We start from the raw sequence: 17,148 nt of genomic DNA on the forward strand, positions 1-17,148 counted from the left end.
GAAGACCATGCTGAAGCGCAAGATTGCTCTGGGTTTCGCCGCGGCACTGAGCGCCAGTGCTGCGCTGGCCACGATCGCAGAGGCGCGTGACCTCACCGTCGTCTCGTGGGGCGGCGCGTATCAGGAGGCCCAGAAGAAGGTCTATTTCGAGCCGTTCAAGAAGGCGTCCGGCGTTGCGATGAACGACGAATCCTGGGACGGCGGCGTCGGCGTGCTGCGCGCCAAGGTGCAGGGAGGTGCCGCCACCTGGGATGTCGTCCAGGTCGAGAGCGACGAGCTCGCGGTCGGCTGCGAGGAAGGCCTGTTCGAGAAGCTGGACTATTCCAAGATCGGCGGCGAGGCTGCCTATATCCCGCCGTCGGTCAATCCTTGCGGCGTCGGCGCCATCCTCTACGATTTCGTGCTCGGCTACGACAAGGACAAGCTGAAGGAGGCCCCGAAGGGCTGGGCCGACTTCTTCGACACCAAGAAGATTCCGGGCAAGCGCGCTCTGCGTCAGGGTCCGAAGACCACGCTGGAGATCGCGCTGATGGCCGACGGCGTCCCACCAAAGGACGTCTACCACGTGCTGGCGACCGACGAGGGCGTTGAGCGCGCGTTCCAGAAGCTCGACACCATCAAGGGCGACCTCGTCTGGTGGAAGGCCGGCGCGCAACCGCCGCAATTGCTCGCCTCCGGCGAGGTGGCGATGACCTCGGTCTACAATGGCCGCATCGACACCGCGAACAAGAACGAAAAGAAGAACTTCGGCATGGTGTGGGACGGCGCGCTGTTCACCCTCGACAGCTGGGTCATTCTGAAGGGGAGCCCGAACAAGGACGCGGCCTACAAGTTCCTGGATTTCGTCGGCAAGGCGGAGAACCAGTCCAAGCTGTCGGAGAACATTGCTTACGGGACGTCGAACAAGGACGCCGCCGGCCGGCTCCCGCCCGCCGTTCTGAAGGACCTGCCGACAGCGCCCGACAACATCAAGAACGCGGTCGAGATCAACGTCGCCTTCTGGCTCGAGAACATCGACCGCCTGACCGAGCGCTTCAACAAGTGGGCCGCGAAATAGCGCGCGACAGTACCGGCGTGCGGCACAGGCGGAGGGAAGAATGTCGCGAAGAGCTCGCCCGCGGCGCATCCTTCGAGACGCCCGCCTGCGGCGGGCCCTCAGGATGAGGGCGGGATTTGTGGCGGCGACTTTGCAGGCACCCATGTCGATGAGCCTCATCCTGAGGAGACCGCGAAGCGGTCGTCTCGAAGGACGAGGCGCTTGCTCAGGCCTCTCGTCAACGAGGCTCACGCCATGACAACCACGTCCCTGCCCGGCGCCAATGCGCAGGCCGAGGTGCCGCTTAAACGCCGATTGAGGCGCGCTGAGCGGACACGCCAGGTCAAGGCGTTGGCGCTGGTCCTGCCGCTTCTGCTGTTTCTGCTCTTCACCTTCGCAGGCCCGATTGCCGGTATGCTGTGGCGCGCGGTCGAGGACTGGGAGGTGCGTCAGGTCCTGCCGCAAACAACAGCGGCTCTCGCCAGCTGGGACGGCAAGGACCTGCCGGATGAGAAGGCCTATGCGGCGTTGGCAAGCGACATCCTGGCGGCGCGCGCCGCCGGCACCGTCGCGATTGCGGCCAAACGGCTCAACTACGCGCTCAACGGCTTCCGCACGATCCTGACCAGCACGGCGCGCAATCTGAAGGCGGTGCCGGAGCCGGGGACGGCCAAGGAGACGCTGGGCAAGATCAACCCCGCCTGGCGCGAACGCGCCACCTGGACCACGATCAAGGAGGCGAGCGGCCCGATCACCGGCTTCTACCTGCTCGCTGCGCTCGACCTGACGCGAAACGCGGACGGCGCGATCGTCGCCGCTCCACCGGATCAGGCCATCTACCGCGACATTTTCCTCCGCACCTTTCTCATCAGCCTCGGTGTCACGGCGCTCTGCCTGATCCTCGGTTTCCCGGTCGCTTACCTTCTGGCGACGCTGCCGCCTGGCCGGTCGAACCTCTTGATGATCTTCGTGCTGCTGCCGTTCTGGACGTCGCTCCTGGTCCGCACCTGCGCCTGGATCGTCCTGTTGCAGAGCAAGGGCGTCGTCAACGACAGCCTGCACTGGCTTGGCATCATCGACGCGCCGCTCCGCCTGATCTACAACCGCTTCGGCGTCTGCGTCGCCATGACCCACGTCCTGCTGCCGTTCATGATCCTGCCGCTGTACAGCAGCATGAAGGCGATCTCGCCTGCTTACATGCGGGCCGCCGCTTCGCTCGGTGCGCCACCCCTCACCGCCTTCCTGCGGATCTATCTGCCGCAGACGCAGCCCGGCATCGGCGCGGGCAGCCTGCTCGTCTTCATCCTGGCGCTCGGCTACTACATCACGCCGGCCCTCGTCGGCGGCGCCGCCGACCAGATGATCAGCTACTTCATCGCGCTCTACACGACCGAGACGGCCAATTGGGGCCTTGCTTCGGCGCTGGGTGCGGTGCTGCTGCTGGCCACCGTTCTGCTCGCTCTCGTCTACGGCAAGCTGGTGCAGGGCCAGCAGGTCACGGGAGGGATGAAGAATTGAGCGACAATTCCTCCTTGCGCACGCCCAGCCAGCGCATCGCGTGGACCGCGACCATCGTTGTCTCCACGCTGGTGTTCATCTTCCTGATCGCGCCGATCCTTGCGATCATGCCGCTGTCGTTCAGCTCTAGCGCGTACCTCACCTATCCGCTGCCGGGCCTTTCCTTGCGCTGGTACGACGACTTCATCACTTCGCCGCGCTGGATGAACTCGCTCAAGAACAGCATGATCATCGGCGTCGCCTCGACGCTGCTGTCCATGGTCCTTGGGACGATGGCCGCGCTGGGGCTGGCGCAGTGGAAGAGCCGGTTCAAGCCGCTCGTGCTGGCCTTCGTGCTGTCGCCGGTGGTCGTGCCCGGGGTCATCACCGCGGTCGGCCTGTACTTCTTCTTCGCACCGATCGGGCTGACGGGCAGCTATCTCGGCCTGATCCTGGCTCACACCGCGCTGGCGACACCCTTCGTGGTGATCACGGTCGGTGCGACGCTGCAGAGCTTCGACACCAATCTGGCACGGGCCGCTGCCTCGCTCGGCGCCTCGCCGCTCGAAGCCTTCCGTCGCGTGATCCTGCCGCTGATCCTGCCGGGCCTGGCGTCAGGCGCGCTGTTCGCCTTCGCGACCAGCTTCGACGAGGTGGTGATCGTGCTGTTCATGGCAGGTCCCGAGCAGCGCACCCTGCCGCGCGAGATGTTCAGCGGCATCCGCGAAAACATCAGCCCCACCATCACCGCAGCGGCGGTGATTTTGACGACAATCTCGGTCATCCTCCTGGCCACCCTGGAAGCCCTGCGCCGGCGCAACGAACGGCTCAAGGGCAGCGGGGGCTGATTGCCGGCACAATTTCCGTCATTGCGAGCGCAGCGACTTGTCCGCCGAAGCCTCGGCGAAGGCGGAAGCAATCCAGAAATGCATCCGCGGAGATAGCTCTGGATTGCTTCGTCGCAACAGCTCCTCGCAATGACGCGGGCGGACGAAGACACGACAGCGCGCCCGGTGAAAACCAGGCGCGCTTCGTTCAGGCCGTTACGCGAACCGCATTACTCCGCGTACTTGAACTGCGGCATGTTCTTCAGCTCGTCCTTGCTGGCATTGAACACGGCGTGATCCGGATACCATTTCGACGCGGACGACGTCGCCGCGGGCGCCGCGGGCCTGTCGGTGCCGGTCGCAGCGCCGGTCGTCGTCCCGGCGGGCTTGGCGCCGGTGTTCGCGCCGGTGCCGGTATAGGCGACGGGCTCGTTGACGAACTTCAGTTTCTCGTAGGGCACGGCGACCAGATGCTCGCCCATGCCGAGGAAGCCGCCGACGCCGATCACGGCGATCTTGATGTCACCGTTCTTGTCCATCAGCAGGTCGTTGATCGTGCCGATGTTCTCGTTGGCCTCGTTGTAGACCTTCAGGCCGTCCATCTTCGAGGTGCGCCACTGGCCGGAAGCCGTCGTGGTCGTTGCGGTGGCCGCAGGGGCCGCCTTGTCGGTGGTGGCGGGCGGCGTTTGCGCGAACGCGACGGTCGCGAGCAGGGCGGTACCGGCGAGGCCGGTGACGATCGATTTCATCATGTTGTCCTCTCCTTGCGAAAACCTTGTGCGGAGAAAACAGCGCTGATCACGCGCAGTTCCGTGCGCGCCGCAATTTCGTCGCGCAATGCGCGAGCGGAGCATCCACGAGGTTAGTTCCTGCGTCACTCAGGAACATTTTGCGATGCACGGTTCCCCGCCGACGACCATGCACGCTGGGGTGAGGCATGGTCGCGGCGAGGACCGCGCCGACCCGGCGTCGCCGAGGTCAGCTCTCGTAGTCGATCAGGAGAGCGGAGAGGCTCGAATTGCCGGTTGAGCTGCCATTGGCACCATAGGAGGATGCCGACGATTGCGATTGCTGGAGCGCCTTGAGGAATTGCTGAAGGATATCCTTGGTCGTCGCGTCGGCCGACGTGCTGCCGGCCGACCCGGTCGTCGACGAATCCGACGAATTGTCGTCCGGCGACGGATCGCCCGCGCCGTCGGGACCGCTCGCCGAGGTGGACTGAAACACGCTTTTCAGCTCCTCGGCCTGCTCGGAGGTCAGCGTCCCGTTCGAGACTTCCTTCGAGATGAGGTCGTCGAGCTTCGACTGCATCGCCTCCTTGGAGGGACGCGTGCCGCTCGACCGGTCGCTCGCCCGGCTCTGCTGGAGCGCCTTCTCGATGTCGGTCAGCGCCGTCGAGAGCGCGGACTGGTCCGACGACGAGATCGCGCCGGCGGAGACTTGCGATTGCAATTGCTGCTGCAGCCGCTGCAGCAGCGACTGATGACTGCCGGTGGAGGCCGCCGTAATCGAGGTCATGATGGCTCCGTGGTTCTTGCGGGTGTGGCGAACGGCGCCACGGTAGGGTCGACGCGCTTAACGAGAACTTGCCGCGCCATGCCCGGTCGATTGCCGTCCGTTGCGGGCAGCCGGCCAGAAACAATCCGAAACAAAAATCTTCGCCATTTGACCCGAATTTTGGACAAACAAGGGCGCATGGCCATTCCCAATCCCAACATCCTGGTCGTCGAGGACGATCGCGAAACCCGGACGCTGATTGCGAAATACCTGCGCAACAACGCCTGCAACGTCACTGCCGTCGCCGACGGCCGTGAGATGTCGCGCGCCATGGCCGATCACCGCGTCGACCTCATCATCCTCGACGTCATGCTGCCCGGCGAGGACGGCCTCACGCTGTGCCGCAAGGTGCGCGCAGAAAATCAGACGCCGATCATCATGCTGACCGCGCGCGGCGAGGACGTCGACCGCATCGTCGGCCTCGAGATGGGTGCGGACGATTATCTGCCGAAGCCGTTCAACCCGCGCGAGCTGCTCGCCCGCATCAACGCGGTGCTGCGCCGCCAGGCGGCCGCGCAGGCGGCAAGCTCGATCGAAGGTGCCTCCATGCTCACCTTCGAAGGCTGGCGCATCGATCTGCGCCTGCGCGAGCTGCGCAATCCCGAGGGCGCGCGCGTCGCGGTGACCAGCGCCGAGTTCGACCTGCTGCGCACGTTCTGCGAGCGGCCCGGCCGCGTCTTGTCGCGCGACAGCCTGCTCGACCTCACGCAGGGGCGCAACACCGGCTCGTTCGAGCGCTCCATCGACGTGCTGGTCAGCCGCATCCGCCGCAAGATCGAGCCCAATCCGGCCGATCCCACCCTGATCAAGACGGTGCGCTCCGGCGGCTATCTGTTCACGCCACGAACCGAGGTCGCGGGACCTGAGGCAGCAGGCCCCGAAGCGGTCGCAGCGCCCCTGAGCCGCTGAGGGGGACCACGATGAAGCCGTTCTCGTTCTTCCATCTCAGCGGGATCGGCGGGCAGATTGCCGCGCTGGTGCTGGCCTCGACCGTGGCGCTCCATCTCGTCGTCACCACCGCCTTCCTGGTCAGCCGGCCGGACCGCCCTGATGCGTCGCCGGACCGGGCGCATCAACTGGCCGATGCCGCGCTGTTGCTCGGTGCGGCGGAGGCGAGCGAGCGTCCGCGCCTCGTCGCCGATCTCGCGCGCGCCTTCCCCAGGCTCGGCATCGAGATGCTGGCGCCCGGCACGGCCAATCTCGCGGAGAGCGACACCTTGCATGTGCGCGGGATGCACCGTCATCTCGACCGCGCCTACAGGACCGGACTGCTGGCTTCAGGCGGTATCGAGCCCCGTATCGGCGTGCAATTGCCCGACGGCACCGTGATCGCGGGCCAAGTCGATGGCGGCCCGCGGCCGTGGTTCTGGGGCGCGCCCTGGCTGATGGCGCTGGTGAGCGCGTTCTTCTGCGTCACCGTGCTCGGCCTATGGGCGGCGGGCGCGCTGACGCGGCCGCTGTCGTCCTTCGCCGAGGCGGCGGAGAATTTCAGCCTCGACCGCACCGCCGAGCCGCTGCCCGAGCGCGGCCCGGAGGAGATCCGCGCGGTGGCGCGCGCGCTCAACCGCATGCACGAGCGGATCGCCCGCCTGATGTCGGATCGCACGCGGATGCTGGCCGCGATCAGCCACGATTTGCGCACGCCGATCACGCGGCTGCGCCTGCGCGCCGAGTTCATCGAGGACGAGGCCAACCGCAAGCGCATGCTGATGGATCTCGACCAGATGCGCGCAATGCTGGAATCGGTGCTGTCGCTGCTGCGCGACGACCGCAAGATCGAGGCGGTGACGCTGGTCGACATCGCCAGCACGCTGCAGCTCGTCGCCGATCAGTTCGGCGACATGGGCCATGTCGTGCACTATGTGGGGCCGGCGTCCGCGACTGCCGCCGCGCGGCCGGACGATCTGCATCGCGGCGTCACCAACCTCGTCGAGAACGCCGTGCGCTTCGGGGCCGAGGTGACGATCCGCCTCGACGTCTCGGACACCACGCTCGTCATCGACGTCGAGGACGACGGCCCCGGCATTTCGGGTGCGCGCAAGCAGGAGATGCTGGAGCCGTTCGTGCGGGGCGACGAGGCGCGCACCATGGACGAGTCCACCGGCTTCGGGCTCGGCCTGTCGATCGCGCGCGCGATCGCACTCGCCCATGGCGGCGAGCTGTCGCTGCACGACCGCAAGCCGCATGGCCTGATCGTACGGATGCAATTGCCGGTCTCGCAGGCGCCGCGCCTTGCCGCGTGATCAAGCCGCGAGCGGCGGGTGCTCGATGGCCTCGTGCGGGAAGATCGCCACCGCCTCGAAGCGATAATTGCAGGCGCGGCAGGTCCAGAGGTAGGAGACGCGGCCTTCGCCTGGCTCGATCCAGTCAGGGAACGGGATCGGTGTGCCACATTGTGCACAAGGGTTCTGCTTGGGGATGTCGTCGATGTCTACAGGGGTCATGGACGTTCTCCCGAGTGCTGGTCTTGAGTGACGATTGTTGGGCGAATGCGCGAATGGACAGACCCGCTGTCGCGTAAGGCGCTTCACCAACTCGGAGCTTAACCCAGGTTTAAGTCGTAAACGCGACGAGCCGGCGAAAATCGCAGCTGGTGACATTTCGCCACATCATCGCCGTGTTCCCACGGCCTAACGCGCTGGGGGCGGGTCCGTTATGCCGAGGAATATTTCGATGAAAATCTTACGTGTCGTCGCGCTGCTCGCGGCCGGATTGACGCTGCCGCAGGCAGCTTTCGCCGGCGAAGCCGAATATGCCGAGATGGTTGCCGCCCATGCCCGCGCCAACGGCGTACCGGAGGCGCTGGTGCATCGCGTCATCATGCGCGAAAGCCGCTATCAGCCGCACCTCGTCGGCCGCGGCGGCACCATCGGGCTGATGCAGATCAAGCTCGCGACCGCGCGCGGGGTCGGCTACACCGGCGATGCCGCAGGCCTGCGCGATCCCAACACCAACCTCACCTACGCCGTGAAGTACCTCGCCGGCGCTTATCGCGCCGCCAATGGCGATCACGCGCGAGCCGTGCGTTATTTCGCGGGCGGCTATTACTACGCTGCAAAGCGCCAGCGGCAGGAGGCCGTGCAGGTCGCCAATGCGGGCGAGACCATGGGCCAGGGCACTATGGGTCAGCCCTGGCTCGAGCCGAACGGCAATCCGCAGCCGATGTTCGCCGCGCCAACGCACAGAAAGCTCGCCCAGCGTGTCCGCAACGCGCGGGCGCAGGCGCTCAAGTAAGCTCTCGTGTCCCGGACGCGCTGCAGCCTAGGCGATGCGAAGCATCGTCCGGTAACGCTGCTGCGCAGAGCCGGGACCCAGCACCCTCGGCAAAATGGGCCCCGGCTCAGCAGCGCACCACTGCGTGATGCGCTGCGTCCGGGGCACGGACGGGTTCCGAGCCAACACGCGTTGACCACCCCGCCCTGCTGGCATACATTGGCACTGTTCCGAGGGGTGCTCCGAGGAGGAGCTGAGATACCGCTAAATGGGCAATACCGCCCAGGACCGCGGTGACCCTTTGAACCTGATCCGGGTCATGCCGGCGAAGGGACAGGGATGTTGCAGACGACCAAGCGACCGGATTCACCGGTTTCCATCATCGGCGCAGGCATCGCGGGCGCCTGGCAGGCGCTGCTGTTCGCCCAGGCCGGCCACGCCGTCACCTTGCATGAGCGCGGTGACGAGGCGATGACGGATGCCACCAGCCATTGGGCCGGCGGCATGCTCGCGCCCTATTGCGAGGCCGAGGTCGCCGAACCCATCATCAGCCGCCTCGGTTTGCGCTCGCTCGATCTCTGGCGGCGCGAGCTGCCGGACACGCCGTTCAACGGCTCGCTGGTCGTTGCCCACCCACGCGAGCGCAACGATTTCGAGCGCTTCGCGCGCATGACCGAGCATCACCGCCGGCTCGATGCCGCCGGCCTTGCCGCGCTCGAGCCGTCGCTGGAGGGCCGCTTCCGCGACGCGTTGTTCTTCCCCGCCGAGGGCCATGTCGAGCCGCGCCGCGTGCTGCCGAAGCTGCACGAGCGCATCCGCGCCGCCGGCGGCACCATCAAGTTTTGCAGCGACGTCAGCGCTGCCGAGCTGGACGGCATCGTGATCGACTGCCGCGGCCTTGCCGCGCGCGACGAGGAGCCGGAGCTTCGCGGCGTCAAGGGCGAGATGATCCTGATCGAGACCTGTGAGGTGCAGCTGGCGCGCCCGGTGCGGCTGATCCATCCGCGCTGGCCGCTCTATGTGATCCCGCGCGAGAACGGCCTGTTCATGCTGGGCGCGACCTCGATCGAGGCGGAGGACACCGGCGTGAGCGTGCGCTCGGCGCTGGAGCTATTGGGCGCGGCCTATACCGTGCATCCGGCCTTCGGTGAGGCCCGCATCCTCGAATTCGGCTCGGGGCTTCGGCCTGCTTTTCCCGACAATTTGCCGCGCATCGGCATTCGCGATCGCAGGATCAGCGTCAACGGCCTCTACCGCCACGGCTTCCTGATCGCCCCCGCGCTCGCCGAGCTGACGCTCGCCTATGTCGAGCGCGGCCAGATCGACAACGAGGTGATGCAATGCGCGTGATCGTCCAATGCTTGTGATCATAAACGGCGAACAGCGCGAGGTCAGCGCGGCAAGCGTCGATGCGCTGCTCGCCGAGCTCGACTACGAAGGCACTCATTTCGCCATCGCGCTCAATTACGACGTCGTGCCGAAAAGCCGCTGGGCCGAGACGCGCCTGAAGGCCGGCGACGAGATCGAGATCATCACGCCGCGGCAGGGAGGGTGAGGTGATGATTGCTGTCTATTTGTCGCGCCCGCGCGCGCCCCACACTCCCCTGTCATCGCCCGGCTTGACCGGGCGATCCAGTACGCCGCGGCTTCACGGTTCCAGCCGCACTGCCGCGGCGTACTGGATCCCCGCCTTCGCGGGGATGACAGCTACATCTGGGCTGACAGCATCCACTAAGGAGACACCTCCGACATGGTGACCTTCTACGGCAAAACCTTCGCCTCCCGCCTCCTGATCGGCAGCGCGCTCTATCCCTCGCCTGCGATCATGCAAGGCGCGATCCGCGCCTCCGGGTCAAACATCGTCACGGTGTCGCTGCGGCGCGAATCCGCTGGCGGCAAGACCGGAGATGCGTTCTGGAAGCTGATCCGCGAGCTCGACGTCACCGTGCTGCCGAACACCGCGGGCTGCCGCACCGTGCGCGAGGCGGTGACGACGGCAAAGCTCGCGCGCGAATTGTTCGCGACCTCCTGGATCAAGCTCGAGGTCATCGCCGACAACGACACGCTGCAGCCCGACGTCGTCGGCCTGGTCGAAGCCGCCGGCATCCTGATCAAGGACGGCTTTGAGGTGTTCCCCTATTGCACGGAGGATCTCTCGGTCGCGAGCCGCCTCGTCGATGCCGGCTGCAAGGTGGTGATGCCATGGGCCGCGCCGATCGGCAGCGCGAAAGGCATCACCAACCGCGATGCGCTGAAGCTGCTGCGCGAGCGGCTGCCCGACATCACGCTGGTGGTCGACGCCGGCCTGGGCGCGCCCTCCCACGCCGCGCAGGCGCTGGAGCTCGGCTATGACGCCGTGCTGCTCAACACCGCCATTGCCAAAGCCGCCGATCCCGTCGCGATGGCCAACGCCTTCCGCATGGGCTGTGAGGCCGGCCGCACCGCTTACGAGGCCGGGCTGATGAACGCCCGCGACTTCGCCTCGCCCTCCACCCCTGTCGTTGGGACCCCGTTCTGGCATGCCGTATCCTGATCGCTTTTATCCCGTCGTCGACAGCCTCCAATGGGTCGAACGCCTGACCAAGCTCGGCGTCGGCACCATCCAGCTGCGCGCCAAAGAGCTGAACGACGCCGACGCGCTCCAGATCGTCAGCGACGCGCTCGCCATCACGAAGGACACGCAGGCCAAGCTGGTGGTGAACGATTATTGGCGCGCCGCGATCGTCGCGGGGGCAAAATATCTGCATCTCGGCCAGGAGGATCTGGCGGAAGCCGACCTCAACGCGATCCGCGAGGCCGGCCTCTCCCTCGGCATCTCCACCCATGATGACGCCGAGCTGGAAACCGCGCTCAAAGCCAAGCCGGATTATGTCGCGCTCGGCCCGATCTTCTTCACCACGCTCAAATCGATGCGCTTCGAGCCGCAGGGCATTCCGAAGATCACCGAATGGAAGCAGCGCATCGGCACCATCCCGCTGGTCGCCATCGGCGGGATCAAGTTCGAGCACGCCGCGGAGATCTTTGCCGCGGGCGCGGACTCAATCGCGGTCGTGTCTGACGTCACCCAGAACCCCGACCCCGACGCCCGCGTGCGGCAATGGCTCGACGGTTCGAAGGAGGCGGCATGATGCAGGTCCCGCCCTCACCAGGCGTCATTGCGAGGAGCCCTTGCGACGAAGCAATCCAGACTGTCTCCGTGGACGCATTTCTGGATTGCTTCGCTGCGCTCGCAATGACGGAGCAAGAATTCACCGCCGTCGCTCAAACGCACGCACACCAGAATTAACCGGAGGATCCCATGAACATCCGCTCCAACCCCGACAAAACCGTCCCCGCCGTCACCACCGGCCCCCTGCCCTCCTCGCGCAAGATCTTCGCGACCCCCGATGCCGCGCCTGATATCCGCGTGCCCTTGCGCGAGATCATCCTGTCCGAAGGCGCCGGCGAGCCGAACCTGCCGGTCTACGACACCTCCGGCCCCTACACCGACCCCAGCGTCACCATCGACGTCAACGCGGGCCTAGCCCGCAATCGCAAGCAATGGGTGCTGGAGCGCGGCGGCGTCGAGGAATATGAGGGCCGGCAGATCAAACCGGAGGACAATGGCAGCGTCTCCACCGACAAGGCCGCGCGCGCCTTCTCGGCCTATCACAAGCCGCTGCGCGGCCTCGACGGCCACAAGATCACGCAGCTCGAATTCGCCCGTGCCGGCATCATCACCAAGGAGATGATCTACGTCGCCGCCCGCGAAAACCTTGGCCGGAAGGCACAGCTCGAGCGCGCGGAAACGGCCCTCGCCGACGGCGAGAGCTTCGGCGCATCGGTGCCGGCCTTCATCACGCCGGAGTTCGTGCGCGACGAGATCGCGCGCGGCCGCGCCATCATCCCCTCCAACATCAACCACTCAGAGCTCGAGCCGATGATCATCGGCCGCAACTTCCTCACCAAGATCAACGCCAATATCGGCAACTCCGCCGTGACGTCGTCGGTCGAGGAGGAGGTCGAGAAGATGGTGTGGGCGATCCGCTGGGGCGCCGACACCGTGATGGACCTGTCCACGGGCCGCAACATCCACACCACGCGCGAGTGGATCCTGCGCAACTCGCCAGTGCCGATCGGCACCGTGCCGATCTACCAGGCGCTGGAGAAATGCAACGGCGATCCGGTCAAGCTCACTTGGGAGCTCTACAAGGACACGCTCATCGAGCAGTGCGAGCAGGGCGTCGACTATTTCACCATCCACGCCGGCGTGCGCCTGCAATACATCCACCTCACCGCCAGCCGCGTCACCGGCATCGTCTCCCGCGGCGGCTCGATCATGGCGAAGTGGTGCCTCGCGCATCACAAGGAGAGCTTCCTCTACACGCATTTCGACGAGATCTGCGACCTCATGCGCAAGTATGACGTCTCGTTCTCGCTCGGCGACGGCCTGCGTCCCGGCTCGATCGCGGACGCGAATGACCGCGCACAATTTGCCGAGTTGGAGACGCTCGGCGAACTGACGAAGATCGCGTGGGACAAGGGCTGCCAAGTCATGATCGAAGGCCCCGGCCACGTGCCGATGCACAAGATCAAGATCAACATGGACAAGCAGCTCAAGGAGTGCGGCGAAGCGCCGTTCTACACATTAGGACCGCTGACCACCGACATCGCGCCGGGCTACGACCACATCACGTCGGGCATCGGCGCCGCCATGATCGGCTGGTTCGGCTGCGCCATGCTCTGCTACGTCACGCCGAAGGAGCATCTCGGCCTGCCCGATCGCAACGACGTCAAGACCGGCGTCATCACCTACAAGATCGCCGCCCACGCCGCCGACCTCGCCAAGGGCCACCCCGCCGCGCAACTGCGCGACGACGCCCTCTCCCGCGCGCGGTTCGAATTCCGCTGGACCGACCAGTTCAACCTCGGCCTCGATCCGGACACGGCAAAGAGCTTCCACGACGAGACCCTGCCGAAGGAAGCCCACAAGGTCGCCCATTTCTGCTCGATGTGCGGCCCAAAATTCTGCTCGATGAAGATCACGCAGGACGTGCGGGATTATGCGGCGACGCTGAACGATCCGAACAGCGTGGGGATGTCGATCAGCGGCACGGCCGAGGATGGGATGGCGAAGATGAGCGCGAAGTTCAAGGAGATGGGCGAGAGCTTGTATCTGGATGCGGAGAAGGTGAAGGAGAGTAATCGGGTGTTGTGAGGCACCGAGACCCTTTCAACAAGACATGGCGGTCCCGTATGACGGGAGCGCCATGTCTTCAACTCTTGCAAATCCCGGGCAGCTTAGTTCGGACCACGCGATGAATGAAGCTGAGCTCAACGCCTATGGCCAAATGGCGCTAGCGCTTGCGCGTCATGCGGATGGTTGGGCTAAGGGTTGGGACTTCAAATTTCCGGGTATTACCGAGCCCGTCTATCACCACTTGTCGGATTCGACATTTGAAAGTGTGGCCAACTGCCTCTGGAAGCTGAAGGTATTTAGGGCTCTCGATGAGAAGAACGGAGGCGCGGCCAATTTTGTTATCGATTGCGAATTAGAAGATGTTTTCCGCACTGCGATTGCCAATTACCATATCGGCCCCACTTTCGAGGAGGTGCTGTATACGCTGATCTATTTGTTTGGCGATTATGGCACGCAATACTGGGGATTTTCGACGCGCCGGGATCTTGCGTTCGGGAAAGACGGACGATTGGCATCGGTGCTCGATGCGTTGGTTCCACTCGGCTACGCAGAAAGAACCGAAGCCGGGTATGTCTGGACCGAACGCGTTGCACCGATCATGCGCGAAGCAGGTTATGAAGGTGAATGGCCGGTTGGCTAGCTACCTTGAGGTGCGCCGCACCAGCGCAGACCCAGGATGAGTAGAACTGATTTGTCCGGCGCTCTTCCCCACCGCCTCCCCGACCAGCTCCGTCCCAACCTCCGCCTCGTCTTCGTCGGCACCGCCGCCTCGACGCGCTCGGCGGAGCTCGGGCACTATTACGCCCATCCCGGCAACCGCTTCTGGCGCGCGATCCATGAGGCCGGGATCACGCCGCGGCGCTATCAGCCAGGCGAGTTCGCATCGCTGATCGAGCTCGGGATCGGCTTCACCGATCTCTGCAAGACGGGCGCCGGGATGGATCACCAGATCGCGGCGGAGACGATCGACGTATCAGGCTTCAGGGCGAAGATGGACAAGTGCCGGCCACGGACAATGGCGTTCACGAGCAAGAAGGCGGCGAGCTTGTTTTACGGCAGGCCGTCAGCTGCGATTGCGCTGGGGCGGCAGAAGCGGGATGAGAGTTTGCCGGAGATATTTGTATTGCCGTCGCCGTCGGGGGCGGCGTCGGGGCATTGGACGATCGAGCCGTGGCGGGAGTTGGCTAGGTGGATTGCTGCGTAGGGTGGGTTGGCGCAGCGTAACCCACCTCTTCTGTCGCCGCCGATGCAGACGTGGTGGGTTACGCCTTCGGCTCACCCACCCTACGAGAGCGCGCCACACCCACAGACCTCATCCTGAGGAGACCGCGCAGCGGTCGTCTCGAAGGATCGCCGCGGGCGAGATGCGGGCCTTCATGGTTCGAAACGGTGCTTCGCGCCTCCTCGCCACGAGGATCCAGCTTCGTAGGGTGGGCAAAGGCGCGGCAGCGCCGTGCCCACGAATTCTTCGCGAGTCCCGGCGGTGCGTGGGCACGGCGCGAAGAGCGCCTTTGCCCACCCTACGGTACCGTCCCCCTCACCCCGCATACGCCTTGTCCAGATCCGCGATCACGAGCTTCCGCATCCCCATCATTGCCTGCATCACGCGGTTGGCTTTGGTGCGGTCGGGGTCGCCGAGATAGCGGCCGAGCGCCGTCGGGATCACCTGCCAGGACAGGCCGAATTTGTCCTTGAGCCAGCCGCACCTCGATTCCTCACCGCCGTCGGCGGTGAGACGGCTCCAGAAATAATCGACCTCGCCTTGCGTCTCGACGCTGATGAAGAACGACACCGCCTCGTTGAAGCGGTATTGCGGCCCGCCATTGAGCGCGTGGAAGCGCTGGCCCTCCAGCTCGAACACCGCCATGAAGTCGCTGACGGTCTCGACCCTGGCGTTGGGAAACACCGATTTGTAGAACGCGACGGCCTCGGGGACATTGTTGTCGAACCAGAGAAACGGCGTGATCGAGGTCATGAACTTGTATCCTTTCGGCTGGGGCTGGACGCTCGGAGGGGCGCCGCTGTCCCAAGGACGAGCGAGCGGGCAGCATTCCGACAGGGGAGCCCCACTTTTTTCCGCCCCCGCAGGTGTCGTCCCGGCCTAGTGCGCAATTGCGCACGGGCGCCGGGACCCATAACCACAGGCCGAGTTGTCGGAATCCCGACCGCCGGTTCGTCCTCTGAACACAGCACGCAACACCCGGAGCCCCCCATGCCCACCATCACCGCCTTCGAATCCTCGCCCGACCGCGGCCGCGGGCAGGCGCGCGACATGCGGGTCCGCTGGGCATTCGAGGAGGTCGGCCAGCCCTACGACGTTCGCCTCGTCTCGTTCGCCGCGATGAAAGAGCCGGCGCATCGCGCGCTGCATCCGTTCGGCCAGATCCCGACCTATGAGGACGGCGACCTCGCACTGTTCGAGTCCGGCGCGATCGTGCTCCACATCGCCGAACGCCATGACGGCTTGCTGCCGAAGGATGCGAATGCGCGCGCCCGCGCCATCGCATGGATGTTCGCTGCGCTGAGCACGGTGGAGCCGCCGATCGTCGAGCTCAGCATGGCCATGATGTTCGAGCGCGACAGGAGCTGGTACGCCGAGCGCCTGCCAGGCTTGCAGGAGCACGTGCGCATCCGGCTCGGCGAATTGTCGCGCCGCCTCGGCAAGGCCGACTGGCTCGACGGCGCCTTCAGCGCCGGCGACCTCATGATGGTGACGGTGCTGCGGCGGTTGAACTCGGCGGGCCTGCTCGACGAATACCCCGACATTGCCGCCTATGTCGCGCGCGGCGAGGCGCGGCCGGCGTTCCGGCGGGCGTTCGACGCGCAACTGGCGGTGTTCAACGCGGCGTCGCGTTCGTAATTCGTAGGGTGGGTTAGACGCGCGGCTGCGCGAAGCGCGGGCCGTGCGGCGTAACCCACCGCTTCTGTTTCGGCGGATACGAAGGTGGTGGGTTACGCCTTGCACCTTCGCGTTGAACGAATGCGCTCGTGAGCGGCTAACCCACCCTACGAGAGCTGTGCCAGGCCCAACCGTTGCGCCGGCCGCGACCCTCCTGCATTCTAGCCTCCACCATCCCAGAGGAGCCCGCCATGCTGACCCTCTACTCCTATCCGCAACTGTTCGGCGTCGCCGACAACAACGGCTACGGCCTCAAGGTCTTCGCCTTCCTCAGGCTCGCGGGCGTGCCGTTCGTGCATGAGCACCTGTTCGATGCCTCCGCAGCGCCGCGCGGGCAGCTGCCTTACGTCGTCGACGACGGCGAGATCATCGGCGACAGCGAGACCATCATCGCGCATGCGACCGCGAAATATCGCCTGACGATCGATGCCGGCTTGTCGACGGCGCAGCGCCGCACCAACCATTTCGTGACGCGCATGCTGGACGATCTCTACTGGGTGATGTCCTATTCGCGCTGGAAGGATGAGCGCTTCTATCCGGCGTTCCGCGACGCCTTCATCGCGCAGCATCCGCAGATCGACGCCGATGGCTTCGAGAAGGCCAAGGCCTACAACGCGCAGCGCTATCACTTCCAGGGCATCGGCCGCTACACGCCCGAGCAGGCCTATGCCCGGGGCCTCGCCGATCTGCAGGTGCTGGCGGAGATCGTGCCGGCGCAAGGCTTCGTGCACGGCGCGGCGCCGACGAGCGTTGATGCCGGCATCTACGGCTTCATCGCCAACATCTATTTCTTTCCGATCCCGACGCCGCTGAAGGCCTTCCTCGATGCGCACGCCAACCTCGTCGCGCATTGCGAGCGGATGCATGCGATGGTCGAAAAATCGTAGGGTGGGTTAGCTTCGGGCGGCGCGAAGCGCTGTCCGAAGCGTAACCCACCACT

At 65.4% G+C, this 17,148-nt stretch carries 19 protein-coding genes and 1 riboswitch; of the genes, 15 read left to right on the forward strand and 4 right to left on the reverse strand.

Annotation, left to right across the window (positions count from 1 at the left end; genetic code table 11):
* Nucleotides 1-7 precede the first annotated feature (7 nt).
* The 3 genes from ACNJYA_RS28950 to ACNJYA_RS28960 all read left to right on the forward strand — a co-directional run bounded on the left by ACNJYA_RS28950 (nt 8) and on the right by ACNJYA_RS28960 (nt 3,381).
* A complete protein-coding gene (locus ACNJYA_RS28950; RefSeq protein ID WP_260382578.1) occupies nt 8-1,057 on the forward strand; it encodes an ABC transporter substrate-binding protein in 1,050 nt (349 codons plus the stop codon).
* A 234-nt stretch (nt 1,058-1,291) separates the two neighbouring features.
* Entirely contained in the window at nt 1,292-2,554 is a 1,263-nt protein-coding gene (locus ACNJYA_RS28955) for an ABC transporter permease (RefSeq protein ID WP_439364049.1), read from the forward strand.
* Nucleotides 2,551-3,381, forward strand: a complete 831-nt coding sequence (locus ACNJYA_RS28960) for an ABC transporter permease (RefSeq protein WP_439364050.1) — start codon at nt 2,551-2,553, stop codon at nt 3,379-3,381. Before ACNJYA_RS28955 ends, ACNJYA_RS28960 begins: the two co-directional genes overlap by 4 nt.
* Before the next feature lie 209 nt (nt 3,382-3,590).
* Here ACNJYA_RS28960 and ACNJYA_RS28965 read toward each other — a convergent pair whose 3' ends face one another.
* Nucleotides 3,591-4,112 carry a PRC-barrel domain-containing protein gene (locus ACNJYA_RS28965; protein WP_172787198.1) on the reverse strand — a complete coding sequence of 174 codons (522 nt, stop codon included), beginning with the start codon at nt 4,110-4,112 and terminating at the stop codon, nt 3,591-3,593.
* A 226-nt stretch (nt 4,113-4,338) separates the two neighbouring features.
* Entirely contained in the window at nt 4,339-4,878 is a 540-nt protein-coding gene (locus ACNJYA_RS28970; RefSeq protein ID WP_439401113.1) for a hypothetical protein, read from the reverse strand.
* Nucleotides 4,879-5,055: 177 nt separating this feature from the next.
* Here ACNJYA_RS28970 and ACNJYA_RS28975 point away from each other — a divergent pair, with 177 nt between their 5' ends.
* Entirely contained in the window at nt 5,056-5,826 is a 771-nt protein-coding gene (locus ACNJYA_RS28975) for a response regulator (RefSeq protein ID WP_172787196.1), read from the forward strand.
* Nucleotides 5,827-5,837: 11 nt separating this feature from the next.
* Nucleotides 5,838-7,160 (forward strand): ATP-binding protein, encoded by a 1,323-nt coding sequence (locus tag ACNJYA_RS28980; RefSeq protein WP_439401114.1) that lies wholly within the window; start codon nt 5,838-5,840, stop codon nt 7,158-7,160.
* Here ACNJYA_RS28980 and ACNJYA_RS28985 read toward each other — a convergent pair whose 3' ends face one another.
* Nucleotides 7,161-7,361: a hypothetical protein gene (locus ACNJYA_RS28985; protein ID WP_172787194.1), complete on the reverse strand. Its 201-nt coding sequence runs from the start codon at nt 7,359-7,361 to the stop codon at nt 7,161-7,163. It abuts the gene before it with no gap.
* Between the two features lie 229 nt (nt 7,362-7,590).
* On the opposite strand from ACNJYA_RS28985, the gene ACNJYA_RS28990 reads away from it, so the two are divergent.
* From ACNJYA_RS28990 to ACNJYA_RS29025, 8 genes are all read left to right on the forward strand, one after another.
* Nucleotides 7,591-8,151, forward strand: coding sequence for a lytic transglycosylase domain-containing protein (locus ACNJYA_RS28990; protein ID WP_212254570.1), 561 nt, complete (start codon nt 7,591-7,593; stop codon nt 8,149-8,151).
* Nucleotides 8,152-8,353: 202 nt separating this feature from the next.
* Nucleotides 8,354-8,482, forward strand: a riboswitch (TPP riboswitch).
* Nucleotides 8,470-9,480: an FAD-dependent oxidoreductase gene (locus tag ACNJYA_RS28995; protein ID WP_439401115.1), complete on the forward strand. Its 1,011-nt coding sequence runs from the start codon at nt 8,470-8,472 to the stop codon at nt 9,478-9,480. Its footprint overlaps the riboswitch before it by 13 nt.
* 7 nt (nt 9,481-9,487) lie before the next feature.
* Nucleotides 9,488-9,685 carry a sulfur carrier protein ThiS gene (thiS, locus tag ACNJYA_RS29000; RefSeq protein ID WP_439364054.1) on the forward strand — a complete coding sequence of 66 codons (198 nt, stop codon included), beginning with the start codon at nt 9,488-9,490 and terminating at the stop codon, nt 9,683-9,685.
* Between the two features lie 195 nt (nt 9,686-9,880).
* Complete coding sequence (locus ACNJYA_RS29005) at nt 9,881-10,663, forward strand: thiazole synthase (RefSeq protein WP_439364055.1); 783 nt, start codon at nt 9,881-9,883, stop codon at nt 10,661-10,663.
* On the forward strand, nt 10,650-11,258 hold the full coding sequence (locus ACNJYA_RS29010; protein ID WP_439401116.1) for a thiamine phosphate synthase: 609 nt from the start codon (nt 10,650-10,652) through the stop codon (nt 11,256-11,258). The genes ACNJYA_RS29005 and ACNJYA_RS29010 overlap by 14 nt, the downstream gene beginning before the upstream one ends.
* A gap of 170 nt (nt 11,259-11,428) precedes the next feature.
* The gene (gene thiC, locus ACNJYA_RS29015) at nt 11,429-13,327 is read left to right on the forward strand and encodes a phosphomethylpyrimidine synthase ThiC (protein WP_439401117.1); all 1,899 of its coding nucleotides are present in this window, start codon (nt 11,429-11,431) and stop codon (nt 13,325-13,327) included.
* Between the two features lie 100 nt (nt 13,328-13,427).
* Nucleotides 13,428-13,949: a hypothetical protein gene (locus ACNJYA_RS29020; protein WP_439401118.1), complete on the forward strand. Its 522-nt coding sequence runs from the start codon at nt 13,428-13,430 to the stop codon at nt 13,947-13,949.
* Between the two features lie 36 nt (nt 13,950-13,985).
* On the forward strand, nt 13,986-14,513 hold the full coding sequence (locus tag ACNJYA_RS29025; protein WP_439401119.1) for a mismatch-specific DNA-glycosylase: 528 nt from the start codon (nt 13,986-13,988) through the stop codon (nt 14,511-14,513).
* Nucleotides 14,514-14,846: 333 nt separating this feature from the next.
* Here ACNJYA_RS29025 and ACNJYA_RS29030 read toward each other — a convergent pair whose 3' ends face one another.
* Nucleotides 14,847-15,284, reverse strand: a complete 438-nt coding sequence (locus tag ACNJYA_RS29030) for a VOC family protein (RefSeq protein WP_212254562.1) — start codon at nt 15,282-15,284, stop codon at nt 14,847-14,849.
* Nucleotides 15,285-15,521: 237 nt separating this feature from the next.
* Here ACNJYA_RS29030 and ACNJYA_RS29035 point away from each other — a divergent pair, with 237 nt between their 5' ends.
* Together ACNJYA_RS29035 and ACNJYA_RS29040 are read left to right on the forward strand one after the other, a co-directional pair.
* Entirely contained in the window at nt 15,522-16,169 is a 648-nt protein-coding gene (locus ACNJYA_RS29035; protein WP_439401120.1) for a glutathione S-transferase family protein, read from the forward strand.
* Nucleotides 16,170-16,399: 230 nt separating this feature from the next.
* Nucleotides 16,400-17,095 (forward strand): glutathione S-transferase family protein, encoded by a 696-nt coding sequence (locus tag ACNJYA_RS29040; RefSeq protein ID WP_439401121.1) that lies wholly within the window; start codon nt 16,400-16,402, stop codon nt 17,093-17,095.
* Nucleotides 17,096-17,148: the final 53 nt, after the last annotated feature.

The sequence above is a fragment of the Bradyrhizobium sp. BLXBL-01 genome (assembly GCF_051853025.1).
Classification (GTDB): Bacteria; Pseudomonadota; Alphaproteobacteria; order Rhizobiales; family Xanthobacteraceae; genus Bradyrhizobium.

Coding starts and splice junctions, on each gene's coding strand:
- thiC (WP_439401117.1), top strand. CDS start 11,429: ATGAACATCCGCTCCAACCCCGACAAAACCGTCCCCGCCGTCACCACC.
- ACNJYA_RS29025 (WP_439401119.1), top strand. CDS start 13,986: ATGAGTAGAACTGATTTGTCCGGCGCTCTTCCCCACCGCCTCCCCGAC.
- ACNJYA_RS28980 (WP_439401114.1), top strand. CDS start 5,838: ATGAAGCCGTTCTCGTTCTTCCATCTCAGCGGGATCGGCGGGCAGATT.
- ACNJYA_RS28995 (WP_439401115.1), top strand. CDS start 8,470: ATGTTGCAGACGACCAAGCGACCGGATTCACCGGTTTCCATCATCGGC.
- ACNJYA_RS29035 (WP_439401120.1), top strand. CDS start 15,522: ATGCCCACCATCACCGCCTTCGAATCCTCGCCCGACCGCGGCCGCGGG.
- ACNJYA_RS28990 (WP_212254570.1), top strand. CDS start 7,591: ATGAAAATCTTACGTGTCGTCGCGCTGCTCGCGGCCGGATTGACGCTG.
- ACNJYA_RS29040 (WP_439401121.1), top strand. CDS start 16,400: ATGCTGACCCTCTACTCCTATCCGCAACTGTTCGGCGTCGCCGACAAC.
- ACNJYA_RS28975 (WP_172787196.1), top strand. CDS start 5,056: ATGGCCATTCCCAATCCCAACATCCTGGTCGTCGAGGACGATCGCGAA.
- ACNJYA_RS28950 (WP_260382578.1), top strand. CDS start 8: ATGCTGAAGCGCAAGATTGCTCTGGGTTTCGCCGCGGCACTGAGCGCC.
- ACNJYA_RS29030 (WP_212254562.1), bottom strand. CDS start 15,284: ATGACCTCGATCACGCCGTTTCTCTGGTTCGACAACAATGTCCCCGAG.
- thiS (WP_439364054.1), top strand. CDS start 9,488: ATGCTTGTGATCATAAACGGCGAACAGCGCGAGGTCAGCGCGGCAAGC.
- ACNJYA_RS28965 (WP_172787198.1), bottom strand. CDS start 4,112: ATGATGAAATCGATCGTCACCGGCCTCGCCGGTACCGCCCTGCTCGCG.
- ACNJYA_RS29020 (WP_439401118.1), top strand. CDS start 13,428: ATGAATGAAGCTGAGCTCAACGCCTATGGCCAAATGGCGCTAGCGCTT.
- ACNJYA_RS28955 (WP_439364049.1), top strand. CDS start 1,292: ATGACAACCACGTCCCTGCCCGGCGCCAATGCGCAGGCCGAGGTGCCG.
- ACNJYA_RS29005 (WP_439364055.1), top strand. CDS start 9,881: ATGGTGACCTTCTACGGCAAAACCTTCGCCTCCCGCCTCCTGATCGGC.
- ACNJYA_RS28970 (WP_439401113.1), bottom strand. CDS start 4,878: ATGACCTCGATTACGGCGGCCTCCACCGGCAGTCATCAGTCGCTGCTG.
- ACNJYA_RS28985 (WP_172787194.1), bottom strand. CDS start 7,361: ATGACCCCTGTAGACATCGACGACATCCCCAAGCAGAACCCTTGTGCA.
- ACNJYA_RS29010 (WP_439401116.1), top strand. CDS start 10,650: ATGCCGTATCCTGATCGCTTTTATCCCGTCGTCGACAGCCTCCAATGG.